Annotated in this window: 16 protein-coding genes; 11 read left to right on the top strand and 5 right to left on the bottom strand. The window is 64.0% G+C overall.

Annotated elements, in window-relative coordinates:
* Positions 1-402: 402 nt before the first annotated feature.
* The 5 genes from AC0L21_RS32530 to AC0L21_RS32550 all read left to right on the top strand — a co-directional run bounded on the left by AC0L21_RS32530 (position 403) and on the right by AC0L21_RS32550 (position 5,997).
* A complete protein-coding gene (locus tag AC0L21_RS32530; protein ID WP_473265764.1) occupies positions 403-1,938 on the top strand; it encodes a peroxidase family protein in 1,536 nt (511 codons plus the stop codon).
* A gap of 265 nt (positions 1,939-2,203) precedes the next feature.
* Positions 2,204-3,805 (top strand): hypothetical protein, encoded by a 1,602-nt coding sequence (locus AC0L21_RS32535; RefSeq protein ID WP_473265765.1) that lies wholly within the window; start codon positions 2,204-2,206, stop codon positions 3,803-3,805.
* A gap of 22 nt (positions 3,806-3,827) precedes the next feature.
* Positions 3,828-4,394, top strand: coding sequence for a hypothetical protein (locus tag AC0L21_RS32540; RefSeq protein ID WP_473265766.1), 567 nt, complete (start codon positions 3,828-3,830; stop codon positions 4,392-4,394).
* 47 nt (positions 4,395-4,441) lie between these two features.
* Complete coding sequence (locus tag AC0L21_RS32545; RefSeq protein ID WP_473265767.1) at positions 4,442-4,723, top strand: hypothetical protein; 282 nt, start codon at positions 4,442-4,444, stop codon at positions 4,721-4,723.
* Between the two features lie 470 nt (positions 4,724-5,193).
* Positions 5,194-5,997: an outer membrane protein gene (locus tag AC0L21_RS32550; RefSeq protein WP_473265768.1), complete on the top strand. Its 804-nt coding sequence runs from the start codon at positions 5,194-5,196 to the stop codon at positions 5,995-5,997.
* Between the two features lie 70 nt (positions 5,998-6,067).
* On the opposite strand, the gene AC0L21_RS32555 is transcribed toward AC0L21_RS32550, so the two are convergent.
* The 3 genes from AC0L21_RS32555 to AC0L21_RS32565 all read right to left on the bottom strand — a co-directional run bounded on the left by AC0L21_RS32555 (position 6,068) and on the right by AC0L21_RS32565 (position 8,488).
* The gene (locus AC0L21_RS32555; RefSeq protein ID WP_473265806.1) at positions 6,068-6,586 is read right to left on the bottom strand and encodes a hypothetical protein; all 519 of its coding nucleotides are present in this window, start codon (positions 6,584-6,586) and stop codon (positions 6,068-6,070) included.
* A 182-nt stretch (positions 6,587-6,768) separates the two neighbouring features.
* On the bottom strand, positions 6,769-8,316 hold the full coding sequence (locus AC0L21_RS32560; RefSeq protein ID WP_473265769.1) for an acetolactate synthase large subunit: 1,548 nt from the start codon (positions 8,314-8,316) through the stop codon (positions 6,769-6,771).
* A gap of 46 nt (positions 8,317-8,362) precedes the next feature.
* Positions 8,363-8,488 (bottom strand): hypothetical protein, encoded by a 126-nt coding sequence (locus tag AC0L21_RS32565; protein ID WP_473265770.1) that lies wholly within the window; start codon positions 8,486-8,488, stop codon positions 8,363-8,365.
* A 93-nt stretch (positions 8,489-8,581) separates the two neighbouring features.
* On the opposite strand from AC0L21_RS32565, the gene AC0L21_RS32570 reads away from it, so the two are divergent.
* Positions 8,582-9,160 (top strand): L,D-transpeptidase, encoded by a 579-nt coding sequence (locus AC0L21_RS32570; RefSeq protein WP_007596474.1) that lies wholly within the window; start codon positions 8,582-8,584, stop codon positions 9,158-9,160.
* Positions 9,161-9,335: 175 nt separating this feature from the next.
* The gene (locus tag AC0L21_RS32575) at positions 9,336-10,046 is read left to right on the top strand and encodes a DUF2927 domain-containing protein (protein WP_473265771.1); all 711 of its coding nucleotides are present in this window, start codon (positions 9,336-9,338) and stop codon (positions 10,044-10,046) included.
* Between the two features lie 192 nt (positions 10,047-10,238).
* On the opposite strand, the gene AC0L21_RS32580 is transcribed toward AC0L21_RS32575, so the two are convergent.
* On the bottom strand, positions 10,239-11,366 hold the full coding sequence (locus AC0L21_RS32580) for a threonine synthase (protein WP_473265772.1): 1,128 nt from the start codon (positions 11,364-11,366) through the stop codon (positions 10,239-10,241).
* A gap of 400 nt (positions 11,367-11,766) precedes the next feature.
* Between AC0L21_RS32580 and AC0L21_RS32585 the strand changes: the two genes are divergently transcribed.
* The 4 genes from AC0L21_RS32585 to AC0L21_RS32600 all read left to right on the top strand — a co-directional run bounded on the left by AC0L21_RS32585 (position 11,767) and on the right by AC0L21_RS32600 (position 15,353).
* Positions 11,767-13,023 carry a GTP cyclohydrolase II gene (locus AC0L21_RS32585; protein WP_473265773.1) on the top strand — a complete coding sequence of 419 codons (1,257 nt, stop codon included), beginning with the start codon at positions 11,767-11,769 and terminating at the stop codon, positions 13,021-13,023.
* Positions 13,024-13,030: 7 nt separating this feature from the next.
* Positions 13,031-14,269, top strand: a complete 1,239-nt coding sequence (locus tag AC0L21_RS32590; RefSeq protein WP_473265774.1) for a URC4/urg3 family protein — start codon at positions 13,031-13,033, stop codon at positions 14,267-14,269.
* A 163-nt stretch (positions 14,270-14,432) separates the two neighbouring features.
* On the top strand, positions 14,433-15,062 hold the full coding sequence (gene upp / locus AC0L21_RS32595; protein WP_007614501.1) for a uracil phosphoribosyltransferase: 630 nt from the start codon (positions 14,433-14,435) through the stop codon (positions 15,060-15,062).
* 78 nt (positions 15,063-15,140) lie between these two features.
* Complete coding sequence (locus AC0L21_RS32600; protein WP_473265775.1) at positions 15,141-15,353, top strand: hypothetical protein; 213 nt, start codon at positions 15,141-15,143, stop codon at positions 15,351-15,353.
* 16 nt (positions 15,354-15,369) lie between these two features.
* On the opposite strand, the gene AC0L21_RS32605 is transcribed toward AC0L21_RS32600, so the two are convergent.
* Positions 15,370-15,861, bottom strand: a complete 492-nt coding sequence (locus AC0L21_RS32605; RefSeq protein ID WP_473265776.1) for a DUF305 domain-containing protein — start codon at positions 15,859-15,861, stop codon at positions 15,370-15,372.
* Positions 15,862-15,917 lie beyond the last annotated feature (56 nt).

Raw genomic sequence — 15,917 nt, forward strand, 5'->3', positions numbered from 1 at the left:
TGTTTTTTTTTAAAAAACAATCTTTTTTGGTTTAACCCCCCCGCCCCCGGTTCCCCCCCCCCCGCTCAATCTTGTGGGGGGGGGGGGGGGGGGCCTTCCCCGGCCCCCCCGCCACAATTTTTGCGTGAAGACGATCCGTTTTCGCCGACGCCTCGGCGAATTGAAACTGTGCGAAGCCGCGTGCATCCGTCGATGACGAGAATGTTATCCGTCATCGCCACGGAGGGAATTCGCGATGCGCAGCCGCGGCTTGCGGGCAAGGCGCACCTTCCGAAAATTTCGATGCCGGGCAATTGTGATCTATCTCGCTCGTGACAGGCGTGATCGCGCCTAGGCTGCAAACCCCAGCGCGAGAAACTTTAGCCCGATCTGTTTCATTCGACTTTTCAGGAAGGTGTTTCAATGAGCAGCCGTCACGCAATTGTTCCGCGCGGTCTGAACGCAACGCGTTCGCCGCTTTCGCAAGGCCGCTTCGGCCGCATGTTCCGCAAGCTCGCACCGGCCAAATTCGGCCCGAACGATTCCGACAATTTCGCAAACCTGTCGGCGCTCGCCGACAAGATGGTCGCCGATTTCGACGGGCCGAAGGACGGGCCGGACGCGGAAGAGAGCGGCATTCCCTCGCTTTACACCTATTTCGGCCAGTTCATCGACCACGACATCACCTTCGATCCGGTCAGCTCGCTGACCAAGCAGCAGGATCCCGACGGGCTCGTCGATTTCCGCACGCCGTCGCTCGACATGGACAATCTCTATGGCCGCGGTCCGAACGACCAGCCCTATATGTATGACGGTATCAAGTTCCGGCTCGGCGAGAAGGTCACCGGCGCCGGCGTGCCCGACGCAGTCGACCTGCCGCGCTTCAAGGGCCGCGCGCTGATCGGCGATCCTCGCAACGACGAGAACAGCATCGTATCGCAATTCCAGGCCTTGATGCTGCGCTTTCACAACCGCATGGTCGACGACAATGACAGCCTGTCGTTCGAAGACGTGCAGCAGCGTGTTCGATTCCACTATCAGTATGTGGTGCTGAACGACTTCCTGCCGCGCATCGTCCACGCCAGCGTGCTGGACGAACTCAAGACCGCAGGTCAATACGACCGCAGCAAGCTCGCTTACTACCATTGGAAGACCTATCCGTTCATGCCCGTCGAGTTCTCGGTCGCGGCCTACCGGCTCGGGCACTCCATGATCCGCCCCGGCTACCGGCTGAACGACGCGGCCAACATGCTGCTGCAGATCTTCCCCGATCCCAACAATCCCGATCACAACGCACTGACCGGCTTCCGCGCCATGGGACCCGGACGCGCCATGGATTGGGGCCGCTTCATCGATCTCGACACGCGCCCCTATGGCGTCGAGGACGACGACACCAATCTCGACAACAAGAGGCGGCTGCAGTTTGCCTATCGCATCGACGCCTCGCTGGTGGACCCGCTGCGCAAGCTGCCGCCGGAAGTCGCCTCCAACCCGGCGTCGCTCGCGCTGCGCAATCTCGAGCGCAGCTGGCGGCTCGGACTGCCGTCGGGCCAGGCCGTCGCCAGGGCGATGAACCTGACGCCGCTGAGCGACGACGAGATCATCATCGGCAAGGCCGTCGACGAGCCCGGCGCGGGCGATCCGCAGGTCAAGATCGCGACCATCGCGAACGGCGTGTTCGCCGGCAACTGTCCGCTGTGGGCCTACATCCTGGCCGAGGCGCGGCAAAACGCGACGGACATGGCAATCTCCGCCACCGGCGGGCCCGCCACGGTCAAGACACCGCAGCTCGGACCGGTCGGCGGTCGTATCGTCGCCGAGGTCTTCCTCGGCATGATGTTCGGAGACAATTCCTCCGTGCTGTCGCTCGACCCGCAATGGACGCCGGTGACCGGCTCCGGCTTCGCACTGAAAGACCTCGTCGCCTACGCACTCGGCCAGGGCGATCCGCTGCATTGAGCGGGTGACGGACGATGATGCAAGGCCGCTCGTGTCATGCGAGCGGCCTTGTGGCCCACTCGCCTCGACGGGCGGGCGGACGGGTCCTGGCAGGCGTGCTTCCCTAACGCAAATCCGTCCGCTTCCTGTTGACTCGCATCGCGAATGGAGAAATCCTTCAGCAACGCAATTGCCATTGCCAATCTCAGCAGTACGAATTTCGGCGCCCTCGGTTTTATCGGCGCCATCCGACCAAATTTATTCTGAACAGAAAATGGAGGGGCTGATGCGCGCGCTCACCTTGAGAACCGTCTCTCTTCTCGCCCTCGCTGCTCTGGGTTCGATTTTCGGCACGCCTGCCGCACGCGCGGAGGACGGGACCGATGAGCAATTTGGCAAGGTGCACTTCCAGACATCCTGCAACGAGGTGGCGCAGCGCCGGTTCGATCGCGGGATGCGTTATCAGCACTCGTTCTGGTACCGGCCCGCAAAAGAGATTTTCGAGGAGACGCTGCAGGCCGATCCGGAATGCGCGATCGCCTATTGGGGCATTGCCCTGAGCCTGCTGTACAATCCGCATTTTCCCGCGCCGAAGGAAAACCTTACCGCAGGCCTCGTCGCGCTGCAGAAGGCCAAGGCACTCGGCGCCAAGAGCGAACGCGAACGCGACTATATCGACGCGCTGCTGGCCTTCTATTCGGGCGACGAGAAGACGACGTTTGGCCAGCGGGCGCAGGCCTATCTCAAGGCAACCGAAGCCGTCGCCGCGCGCTATCCCGATGATGACGAGGCGCAGATCGCCTACGCCATCACGCTGAATGTCGCGGCGTCACCAAACGACAAGACCTATGCCAACCAGCTCAAGGGCGCTGCTATCCTGGAGCCGATCTTCAAGCGCCAGCCGCGGCATCCCGGCGTCGCGCATTACCTGATCCACCTCTATGACTATCCGGCGATCGCAGAGCAGGGACTCGACGCTGCCAAGCGCTATTCCGAGATCGCGCCGGCGGCACCGCACGCCTTGCATATGCCGTCGCACATCTTCACGCGCGTCGGCTACTGGAACGAATCCATCGACGCCAATAGCCGTTCCGCCAAGGCTGCCAAGGAGGGCAAGGACCCCAGCGAGCAGCTGCATGCCGACGACTATATGGTCTACGCCCTGCTCCAGCTCGCGCAGGACAGCCGAGCCAGCGACGTCATCGCGGACATGATTGCGACCACGGGCTATGCGCCGGCCGTCCGCGCCGGTCCCTACGCGATAGCGGCCAGCCAGGCGCGCTATATGGTCGAGCGCGGCGATTGGCAGGGCGCTGCTGCGCTGAAGGTCGAGCCGAGCCGGTTTGCCTATGTCGATGCCATCACCTATTTCGCACGCGCCCTTGGCGCCGCGCGCTCCGGCAATGCAGACGCAGCAACTCCGGACATCGCCAAGCTGGCGGAGTTGCGGGACAAGCTGCAGCAGGACAAGGACGCCTATTGGACCGAAATCGTGGACATTCAGCGGCAGGTCGCCACAGCCTGGCAGCTCAACGCCCAGGGAAAACAGGCGGATGCGCTGGAAGCGATGCGCCTTGCCGCCGATGCCGAAGACAAGACCGAAAAATCCATCGTGACGCCGGGCCCGCTTGCTCCGGCACGCGAGCTTTACGGGACCATGCTGCTCGAACGCGGCATGGCGACGGAGGCATTGGCCGCGTTTGAAAGCACCATGCGCAAGGAGCCGAACCGCTTTGGCGCGACCATCGGCGCCGCTCACGCGGCCGAGAAAGCGGGGGATACTGTGAAGGCCCGCCAGTACTACGCCAAAGTCGTCGAAACGGCGAGAAATGGCGACTCATCGCGGCAAGACCTCGCGGCCGCACGAAAGTTGATGGCTCAGAATTAGCAAAGGTGCCGCGGCAGCTTCCATGCGCCTGATAAGCAAATTCGTTGCAATCAGCGTAGCCTTTGCGCTGCTCTGCGCTGCTGCAGCGTTCTGGATATCGCGATCCGGTGAACCGGCACGCGCAACAGCGGCCTCCGGCGAGGTCCGCCCGGTGTGGGCGGAAATCGACTGGCCTTTCGGAGCGGATCCCTGGGGGAAAGGAAAGGCGTTTCGCTGCAAGGCCGAAGATTGCGGCGGCGAGGTCCAGCTCTACGTTCGCGCCAAGCTCGGCTTTTGCAATTGCGCCACCGGCGTTGCCGACGACGGCGACCTCGAACAGATGGGCGACCTGGCGCTGATTGGGAAGGCAACGCCGACGGCTGCCGGCCGAGCGATCGTCGTCGGTCCAATGCGCGGCCGCAGCCGGGCCTATCGCGTTGAGGGAAACCCCAAGGCCGCGCTCTCACTCGCCTTCAATCAACGCTGCGACATGGTAGCCGCGACGGCTTTGCTCGCACCGGGCGCGACCGCGTCACTGGAGCCGGCGGTGCTGTCATTCCTTAATAGCGACCGCATGCTGAAATGGGCCGAGATCGCGCTTGGGTTATGACTCAAAGCAATCGGCTTCTGTCGTTCGCAGAACCATAGGACTTCCGAATGTTCTTCAAAGACGGCGTCCTTGGTGAGGTAAGTCGCGGTGGGCCCGCCACGGTCAAGACACCGCAGGACCGATCGGCGGCCGCATCGTCGCCGAAGTCTTCCTTCGGCATGATGTTCGGATATAATTCCTCCGTGCTGTCGCTCGACCCGCAATGGACGCCGGTGACCGGCTCCAGCTTCGCGCTGAAGGACCTCGTCACCTACACGCTCTCCGCCAGGGCAATCCGCTGCATTGAGCGGGTGACGGACGACGTTGAGAGCGACATGAACCCAATCTAATCGCGGAACGCTGGTGTTGTTTTGTGGTCCATGTTTGCTCTCTGTTTCGGTGCTCTGGCGCTCCATTCAGAGTAGGCGCGTGGTAAGGCCCGAGCCACCCGGGGCCTTTTGCTGAGTATTCCACGTTCGCATCGCTCGCTTCGAGTCAAAAGCGGCGTTAGACGCCGAGTGGTCGAGGTCAGGTTTGCTACGACATGACACGTCTTCGAACGACCTCCGGCTAGCGGTGAGGGCAGCCTCGCTTTAGAAATCAGATGGCGAATGGAAATGACTGCGACTTCTTCAAGACACATGTAGCGAGGGCCGGCCTGGCTTGCACGTTCGGCAAGCCCAGCACGTCAAACGTCACTGCCTCTGGCGACCTATGCGCTTGCAAGCTCGATAGACATCCGATGTGTCTAACCTGTAACAGCATGCCGACGCCAAATGGTGTATCCCGAGCCATTCGTTGAAATGATGGGATTACGCTGATGAAGAAGATCGTTCTGGCTGCGCTCGGCTCTATGCTGCTCAGCACCTCTGCGTTTGCTGCTGATATGGCAGCGCGGACCTACACCAAGGCTCCAGCGATCGCAGCGTCCGTCTACAACTGGGGCGGCTTCTATCTGGGCATCAACGGTGGGGGCGGTTCAGCCCACACCTGCTGGGACGTCACCAACAACGCCGGTGTGCCGGTCGCTCCGGCCGTGGCTGAGGGCTGTCATAACGCAACGGGCGGGACCGTCGGCGGGCAGATTGGGTATCGTTGGCAAGCAACGAACTGGGTGTTCGGCTTGGAAGCACAGGGTAACTGGGCAGATTTCAAAGGAAGCAATGCCAATCAGTTCGCTGTAATCGGCGCTACTTCCCTTTTCAACGACGACACCAAGATCGATGCCTTTGGGCTGTTCACCGGGCAGGTTGGCTACGCCTGGAATAACGTGCTGCTCTATGCAAAGGGTGGTGCAGCGGTCGCGCACGACAAGTACTCACTCACATTCACGCCTGCCGGAGCAGCCTTTGCAGGCGGCGTGGTGGCAGGCCAGACCCTGTCTTCCGGTTCTGAAACGCGGTGGGGAGGGGTTGTAGGCGCGGGTCTTGAGTTTGGCTTCGCTCCCAATTGGTCGGTCGCAGTCGAATACGATCACCTTTTCATGGGCAGCCGGGACATCTCTCAAAATCTCGTTCTGCCGTTTACCGGCCCATCCAACACACATCGTATCGGCCAGGACATTGATGTCGGAACCGTACGTGTGAACTACACGTTCGGCGGGCCCGTAATCGCGAAGTACTGATCCGGCATTCCTTCCAGTCGACTGGAGCCCGGGCCGCAAGGCTCGGGCTTTTTTCTTTTTGGGACACGCCCTAATTTCTCGGGCCGAGGCCAACCTCCCGCAGCCGCGTCGCGAACCAGCGGGACAGCGGCTGATCGAGGACGCCGCTGACATAGACTTCCGAGATCGCCACATAGTCCTTGTCCAGCACCAGCAGCACGCCGATCCAGAAGGCGAACCAGACATGCGCATCGGTCAGCGCCATCAGCTTGTGCTGGTCGTGGTCGAGCGCGGTGTGGTTGCTCGCCTTGCGGATCTCCACGGTGAGCAAATTGTTCGGGATCTCGCGCTGATGCACGACGACGTCGGGGTAGATCGACTTGCCCAGGTGATCGTCGGTCGAGATGATGGTGCCGTGCGGCAGATGCAGCGTACGCTCGCCGAGCCGGTCGTAGTTGCAATCGACCGACCAGCCGGAGAATTGCTTCTCCAGATGCACAGCGAAGCGGTGCGTGATGGCACGCTCGCCGATGTCCTTCTCGAACAGGAATGCTTCGTTGGCGTAGAAGTCCCGGAGCGCCGCGATCACCTTGTTCAGCTCGGTCTGCATCTTGCCCCCCGGCCCCTCGCGCGCATTCCGATGCGCCGTTACCACCCTCATGGTGAGGAGCGCGGAACGCGCGTCTCGAACCATGAAGGCCCGTATCCCGCCTGTCACCATCCTTCGAGACGCCCGCGTAACGCGGGCTCCTCAGGATGAGGGCCGGAATTCGCGGCGCGATCGACCAGTCCCTACATCTGGACTTCGATCAGCCGCGGTCCGGGCTCGGCGACGGCTTCGGCCAGCGCCTTGTTGAACTCGTCCGCGTTGGTGACGGCGCGGCCGGGCACGCCCATGCCCTTGGCCAGCGCCACGAAATCCAGCGTCGGCCGGTCGAGGCGAAGCATGTCATTGGCGCGCTGGCCGGGTTCGCCGGCGCCGACATTGTCGAACTCGCCGCGCAGGATCTGGTAGATGCGATTGGCGAACACGATGGTGACGATGTTGAGATTTTCGCGCGCCTGCGTCCACAGCGACTGGATCGTGTACATCGCACTGCCGTCGCCGACCATGCAGATCACCTTGCGGTCCGGGCAGGCGATCGCGGCACCGATCGAGAGCGGCGTCGAGAAGCCGATCGAGCCGCCCATGTTCTGGAGCCAGTCGTGCGGCGCGGCAGCCGCCGTCGGCGGGAAGAAGGCGCGGCCGGTGGTCAGCGATTCGTCGACCAGGATCGCGTTCTCGGGAATCGCATAGGCGATCGACTGCGCGATCGAGGCGTGGGTCAGTGCGCCGGTCGGCTTGAGCAGTTCCTGCGCGGCCTGCGGCTTGACGTCCTTTGCGCTGGCCTTCACGGCGCCGGCGAGCGCTTCAAGTGCAGCGACCGAATTCTCACCCCAGGAGGTCATGCGATGCACGTCGCAGCCCTCGGGCTTGAGGATGCTCGGCTTGTTCGGATAGGCGAAGAACGCCACGGGATCGTCGGACTCGACCAGCACGATATGGCGGAACCTCGCCAGCATCTGCAGCGCGTTGTCGATCACGTAATGGATGCGGTCGATCGAGAAGCGACCGCGGCCGCGCGCCATCCTGGGACGGAAGGTCGGGCCCATCACGGTGCAGCCGGTCTTGGCGGCGATACGCTCGGCCAGCGCCAGGCCCTGCTCGCTCAGCGCACTGCCGGTCATCAGCAGCAGCGTGCCCTCGCCGTCGCCGTGCAGGATCTTAGCGGCCTGCTCGACCGCCTGCGGCGAATAGCTCGCCCGCTGCTGCTCGGCCGGAACCTCGGCGATGCCGTCCGCTTCGTTCCAGGCCGTGTCGGCGGGCAGGATCAGGGTCGCGATCTGCGGCGGCGCGCTCTTGGCGGCGGCGATCGCCGCGGCACCGTCGGCGGCGACCGATTTTGAGTTCGGCGAGGTCCGGACCCAGGACGACATCGGCCGGGCCAGGCCCTCGATGTCGGAGGTCAGCGGCGCGTTGTAGCCGATGTGGTAGACGGCGTGCTGGCCGACGATGTTGACGATGCCGGAATTCGCCTTCTTGGCGTTGTGCAGATTGGCAAGGCCGTTGGCGAGGCCGGGACCGAGATGCAGCAGCGTCGAGGCCGGCGTGCCCTTCATGCGGAAATAACCGTCGGCGGCGCCTGTTACCACGCCTTCGAACAGGCCGAGCACGCAACGCATGCCGGGCACGCGGTCGAGCGCTGCGACAAAATGCATCTCGGAGGTGCCGGGGTTGGAGAAGCAGACGTCGACCCCGCCCTTGACCATCGTCCGCACCAGACTTTCCGCACCGTTCATCCGTCAGCTCCCGCAACCGGCAATGTTCCACAATCCGTGCGATCAATCATTGTTCGCTCGTCTCGTCAAAGCAATAGCCGGCATCGCCGCCCTGCCCCGCGCGGCGATGCGCCGGTTTGGCTAATAATTTCCGGCAACTTGGCGCGGTTGCCGGTTTGGTAACTTCCTTCATTAAGGATGCCTCCCTCACGGGGCCGTGGCTTGCGGAAAGCCCGCAAATATGGCCTGTGACTTCAGTTGAATCGATTTTTTTGCTGGGGGAACTATGATCCGGTATTTTGCCGCGCCGATTGCCGCCATCGCACTGCTGTCGGCCACCGCCGGCGGCGCGTTCGCCGAGGAGTTCGACTCGCGTGACATCATGGGCGGCGGCCCGAATTTCTTCCGCGGCGGCTCGAGCCCGGTCCCCCGCACCACCGTCATGTATAACGGCAATTACGCCCCCGGCACGATCGTGGTGAACACCTCGGAGCGCCGGCTCTATCTGGTGCTTCAGAACGGCCAGGCCCTGCGCTACGGCATCGGCGTCGGCCGCGACGGCTTCCGCTGGGGCGGCGTGCACAGGATCACCGCCAAGAAGGAATGGCCGGACTGGACGCCGCCGTCGCAGATGCTGGCCCGCCGGCCGGACCTGCCGCGTCACATGAAGGGCGGTGTCGAGAATCCGCTTGGCGCGCGCGCGATGTATCTGGGCTCGACGCTCTACCGCATCCACGGCTCCAACGAGCCGGAGACGATCGGCCAGGCGGTGTCCTCGGGCTGCTTCCGCATGACCAACGACGACGTCACCGACCTCTATGGCCGCGTCGGGGTCGGCACTACCGTGGTCGTGCTGAACAACTAGCAGGAACCGGCGGGCCGCGTGGATATGCGGTCTTGTGCGTCGCTTCCGAATACGGCAGCGTCGCCTGGCAATGAGCGCATTGGCCCCGCCTTCGTCCGGCTTTCGCATCGCCCTGCTGGTGCTCGCCACCGCCGCGTTCGTCCCTGACACCGCTACCATCGCCGTCGCGGGCTAATTGCCCGCGATCGCCTCGCGCCAGCGCGCCGAGAAGAAAAGCTTTACCGACGGCGAGATCGTCGATGGCTTTCTGAAGACGGCGTTCGGCGCCGAATACCACCTTGCCGGCCGCGTCGACCGCATCCGCAAGTTCGACGGGCCGGTGCGCGTGTTCGCCGAGAGCGACCGCGCCGACCGCAAGGCGCAGCTTGCAAAGGTCGTGGACGATATCGGCAAGCGCGTGCAGCATCTCGATATCGCCATGATCGACAGCAGCGAAGCGGCGAATGTGCGGGTGAAGCTCGTGCGCGACCGCGATCTGTTCCGCACCATCTCGAGCTTCTACGGTGCGGAGAAGGCCCGCGAGATCCGCACCTCGCTCGATCCGCAATGCCTGTCCGGCTTCCGCAAGAACGACAATTTCGAGATCGAGCATTCCGACGTCATCCTCACCGTCGACAACGGCGATTTCACCTTCCTCGACTGCGCCTATGAGGAGCTGCTGCAATCGCTCGGCCCGATCAACGACACCGCGAGCGTGCCCTGGACCATGTTCAACGACAACGTCTCGATGGGCTATTTCGACGTCTACGACCAGTACATCCTCAACCTGCTCTACGATCCCCGCATCAAGGCCGGCATGACCGTGGCTGAGGTCAAGGCGGCGCTGCCCGACGTGATCGCCGATGTGCGCATTTGGGTGAAGCGGGTGAACGACCTGAAAGATTAGGCGATGCTTTCCCTCTCCCCTTGCGGGAGAGGGTGGATCGCCGCGGCAGCGGCGAGACGGGTGAGGGGTCTCTCTCCACGCGTTTCAATTCTCATTTGAGTACGCGGTGAGATACCCCTCATCCGGCGCTTCGCGCCACCTTCTCCCGCAAAGGGAGAAGGGAAGAGCCACGACCAGACGGAATGCCCACTCCTATTGCACGAGATCGGCAACGATGGTCGCGGCCTTGAGGCCGGTGCCGGTGAGGACCGCGACCGTGGTCTCGTTCGCCGTGATGGCACCGGTAGCGGATAGTTTGTCCAGCGCGGCGGCGGCACTTGCGCTGGTCGGCTCGGCGAACAGGCCCTGCCGCGCCAAGCGCCGCAGCGCTGCGACGATCTCGTCCTCGGTGAGTGCGACGGTGCCGCCGCCGCTCTCGCGCAAAGCGCCGATGATCTCGCGCAGGCGCAGTGGATGCTTGATCGCGGTACCTTCGGCGATGGTCTTGTTGACCTCGCGCGCGACAGGCGTATCGACGCCCGCCTTGAAGCTCGCATCGATCGGCGAGCAATTGAGCGGCTGCGCCGCAAACAGGCGCGGCAGCCTGGTGATCTGGCCGGCTTTCAACAGCTCACGGAAACCAAAGGCGCAACCGAGCAGAGAGCTGCCGGCGCCGACGGGGACGATGACGTTGTCGGGGGCGCGAAAGCCGAGATCTTCCCAGATCTCATAGGCGAGCGACTTGGTGCCTTCGAGGAAGAACGGCTGCCAATTGTGGCTGGCGTAGAAGGTCTGGCTCGACTGCCGGATGGCCTCGGCCTCCGATTCCTCGCGCGGGCCCTCGACGAGCTGCACCGCGGCACCATAGGCGCGAACCTGCGCGATCTTGGCCGGCGACGTGGAAGCAGGCGCGAGAATCTTCACGCGCATGCCGCCGGCGGCACCTAACCCCGCCATCGACGAGCCGCCATTGCCGGACGAGTCCTCCAGAATAGCGTCGACGCCGATCTGCCGAAGGAAGGACAGCATCACGGCGGAGCCCCGGTCCTTGAAGCTGCCGGTCGGGTTGAACCATTCGAGCTTGAAGAACGGGCACAGCTCGCCCCAGGCCTGCTGCACCAGCGGCGTGCAGCCTTCGCCGAGCGTGATCGGAGCCTTGATCTCGACCGGCAGCGCCGCCCGGTAGCGCCAGAGCGAGCGCGCCCGGCCGTCGATGTCCTCGCGCGACATCCCTGCCCCCGGCGTCACCAGCAGCGGCGTGCGTTCGTCCGAGCACCAGCGCGGCTGGTCCAGCGGATAGAGCTTACCGTTGCGGGGGTCGATGTAGGCGGCGGCGGGCATGGCGGTCTCCAAGAAAGACGATAAGGCAGGCGATACGGCAAAGGCGATCTGGGCGTTTGGTTTGATGACACGTTTTGTCAGGAAACTCGACGCCCGCCGAGCAGTCCGTGCACCGCCCCTTTAAAACGTTAAAAACATAATTATTTCATCATCTTACCGCGATGGCGGCGCAGTCCGCCAGTGCGGTAGCGTGGCACTCCGGCAAGCGCTGCCGGCTCGCGGGACGACGGGAATTTGGCCGCGAGCCGCCCTGCCCCCGCCCGGCACGATTAACTTGTCTGTCGCGACTGCCCGCTACAATATGTTGGATTGAGCTCGCGCCGCCGATGTTCCGCATCGGCAGCGCGACGAGCCAAGGCCCGTCCGAGCGGCGGGCCGTTGGCTTTTTGGGAGTTTGGTCATGAGCCGCGCGAACCGTACCGACCACATCCGCCTCACCTCCCATCCGGAGCCGGGCCGAAAGGCGGCCTTCCCGATCCACTGGGGCGCGGCCGACGCACGCGCCCGCGGGCCGATCATCGGCACGGTGTCGCGCGCCGGGGATCGCAACGTGATCGGCAGCCATGGCGGCTCCTATGCGATGTACCGCGCGCTCGCGGTGTCCGCCGGCGCGCTCGATCCAATTCGTAGGCCCGATCTCACCAACACCTTTCCGGCCGCGACCATCGGGCCGTTCCCGCAGTGGAGCGATCCCGCCAAGATCGTCGCGCTCGATCCCTGGGGACATCTCGTCGCCGAGAATTTTGGCAAGGACATCGCCGAGGGCATCGATATCCGCCCGAGCATCGCGGTAACGCGGGCGCGGCTGGACCTGCCGGAGATCCGCGAGGCGCTCGCCGCAAAGCGCCTGCGCGCCGACGGTGACGTCGTGCACTCCAATGGCAGCGTGTCGGTGGTGAAGATCGCGATCGATCCGGTCTGGTATCTGCCCGGCCTTGCGGAACGCTTTGCGACCAACGAGACCGAGCTGCGGCGCACGCTGTTCGAGCAGACCGCCGGCATGTTCCCCGAGCTGGTGACACGGCCGGACATGAAGGTGTTTCTGCCACCGATCGGGGGCACCACAGTGTACATGTTCGGCGATGTGACAAAACTGCCGGACCATCGCACCAAGATCACCTGCCGGGTGCATGACGAGTGCAACGGTTCCGACGTGTTCGGCTCCGACATCTGCACCTGCCGTCCCTACCTCATCCACGGCATCGAGGAATCCGCGCGCGGCGCGCAGGAGGGCGGGCTCGGGCTCGTGATCTACAACCGCAAGGAAGGCCGCGCACTCGGCGAGGTCACGAAATTCCTGGTCTACAATGCGCGCAAGCGCCAGGAGGACGGCGACGCGGCCGCCGCTTATTTCGAGCGCACCGAATGCGTGGCCGGCGTCCAGGATGCCCGCTTCCAGCAATTGATGCCCGACACCATCCACTGGCTCGGCCTGAAGCGCATCGACCGCTTCCTCTCGATGAGCGACATGAAGCACGACGCGCTGACCTCGCAGGGCATCGACATCGTCGAGCGCGTGCCGATCCCGCCCGAGCTCATTCCCGCCGACGCCTATGTCGAGATCGCCGCGAAGAAGGCCGCCGGCTATTACTCCACCGACATTGCGCCGGAGAAGGACGTCGATGGCGTGGTCGGACGTTCGCTGGAAAAATACTGATCGATTGATGGCAGACGCTTTGGAATTGCAGGCCCGTTCGCTGCTCAGCGCAGGAGCGGTTCGCGCGCGTGCCGGCGAGATGTTCGAGATCGGCCTTGCCGGCGGACTCACCCATTTCACTGTTGATCTCGATCGCATGGACGGCGTTGCTGATGCCGTGCTCGCGGTGACGCGCAAAGCCTATCCCACTTTGGAAATCCCGTTTCATGCGCGATGGCGCCATTTCGTGCTTGGCGGCGTCGACCGCTGGGCGCGGCTTGCGGATTCGGCGTCATGGCCCGATCGCCCGGCGCGGGCGCGCGCGGAGTTCGACCTTGCCATCGTCAGCGTGCTGCTCGACGCCGGCGCGGGTGCGGCTTGGCAATACCGCGAGGCCGCGACGGCACAGAGCATCGGCCGATCCGAAGGACTTGCGATCGCGAGTCTCGACATGTTCGCGAGCGGTCTTTTCTCCCGCGATGCCCGCGCGCCCTTCAGGGCCGATGCCGACGTGCTCGCGCAACTGCCGCTCGCCGCGCTCACTTCGGCCTTTCAGGTGAGCGACACCAATCCGCTGCTCGGGCTCGAGGGGCGGACCGATCTGCTGCGGCGCTTGGGCAGGCTGGTGGCGGAGCGCGCGGACGTGTTCGGCGCGCACGACACGCCACGGCCGGGCGGTTTGTTCGATCACATCGCTGCGCAGGCGAAGGGCGGCGCGGTTCCCGCACCCGCGATTCTCTCGGCGGTGCTGAATCAGCTCGGACCGATCTGGCCGTCGCGGCTGGAGCTTGCCGGAATTCCGCTCGGCGATTGCTGGCGCCATCCGGCGATCAAGGCCAGCGATGCGACCGCGGGCCTCATGCCCCTGCACAAGCTGTCGCAATGGCTGAGCTATTCGCTAATCGAGCCGCTACAGCGCGCCGGAATTGACGTCACCGACATCGACGGCCTGACCGGGCTTGCCGAATATCGCAATGGCGGCCTGTTCGTCGATCACGAGGTGCTGCGCCTGCGCAACCCCGCCGACGCCGAACGTGCGCATGCGGTGGACTCCCTCCTCGTCGTCGAGTGGCGCGCGCTGACCGTGGCGCTGCTCGATCGGCTTGCCGAGCTGGTCCGCGCAAAACTCGGACGCACGCCTGAGACATTGCCGCTCGCGAGCATTCTGGAAGGCGGCACCTGGGCCGCGGGCCGCGCCATCGCCTTCGCGCGCCGTCCCGATGGTTCGCCGCCGCTCAAGGTGATCAGCGACGGCACGGTGTTCTAAGAACCCTCTCCCCTTGTGGGAAAGGGTGGCTTCGCGGAGCGAAGCCGGGTGAGGGGTTGTCTCCGCGGGCATATCTCTCACAGGAGTTCGCGGAAAGTACCCCTCATCCGGCGCTTCGCGCCACCTTCTCCCACAAGGGGAGAAGGAAGAAAGGCATCCCGTCATGCAAGGCGTCACGATCGTCGATCATCCGCTGGTGCAGCACAAGCTGACCCTGGTGCGGGACAAATCGATCTCGACCAAATCGTTTCGGGAGCTGATCAAGGAGATCGGCATGCTCCTGTGCTACGAGGTAACGCGCGACCTGCCGCTCGCCGATACCGTCATCGAGACGCCGCTGGCGACGATGCATTCGGCAAAGATCGCGGGCAAGAAGCTGGTATTCGTGCCGATGCTGCGCGCCGGCACCACCTTCGTTGACGGCATGATGGACCTGGTGCCGACCGCGCGCGTCGCGCATATCGGCCTCTACCGTGAGCCGCACAGTTTTGCGGCGGTCGAGTATTTCTTCAAATCGCCATCCGATCTCAGCGAGCGCCTGGCGATCGTGGTGACGCCGGTGGTTGCGACGGCCAACACGGCTGTGGCCGCCATCGACCGGCTGAAGGAGCGAGGCGCCAAGGATATTCGCCTCGCCTGCCTGATCGCTGCCCCGGAAGGACTAGAGCGGCTGCGCGGACTGCATCCGGACGTGCCGATCTGGACCGCCGCAGTCGACGAAGGTCTCGACGAGAACGGCTTTATCCTGCCGGGCCTCGGCGACGCCGGCGACCGCGCCTACGGGACCAGATAGGCGCCGGCCTGCAAACCGCGTCACGTTAGGAACAGCTTCGCTAGCTCAAGGTTTTCCTGCTCTACGATGGAGAGCACGATGACCTATCAGGATGACGACCGCAGGGCAGACAGAGCACGCCGCAACAGCCCGGTGAGCTGGGCGATCGGCGCAATCTTCGTGATCGCCGTGGTCGCGGCCGTCTTCTTCTACAATGGACGCGACGTCGGCCCGCAGACCACCACCTCCAGCCCGAACAACGCGCCGAGCGTCACCACCGGCTCGACCAATTCGCCCGCCCCGGCAAAATGATACGCGCGCCGCTCCGTCAGATCGGCGGCCGCGGCGGCAGATCCTTCGCATCGGCGGGCGCGGGCTTCTCCTTGAGGTCGGCGATCAACCGTTCCATTTCGCCGATCTCCCGCACCTGGGCTTCGATGATGTCGTCAGCCAGCTTGCGAACGCGGGGATCCCTGATGTGCGCGCGCTCGCTGGTGAGAACCGCGATGGAATCATGCGGGATCATCGCCTCCATATAGACGACGTCGGTCACGGTCTGCTGGCTTCGAACGAGCCAGAGCGAAACCGCAAACACGACGGCGCTGACGGCCAGAATGGCGAGGTTCGCCGTGCGGTTCCTGTACATGCCCCACATGAAAGCGAGCATCACGGCGGCCATGACCGCACCCATCAGCAACGCCATCCACGTCCGGGTCTGGCTGTACCAGACGTGATCCAGAGCGAAGGTGTTGAGATACATCAGACCGAACATGATCACGGTGGAAGCCGCGATCATCGTGACGAAACGACCGTAAGCCATGAGGAACTTCCCGCTGTTTATTGGGGGGGGGATAACCACTCCCCGAGCGATCGTTC

It is taken from the genome of Bradyrhizobium sp. WSM4873, from assembly GCF_055811355.1.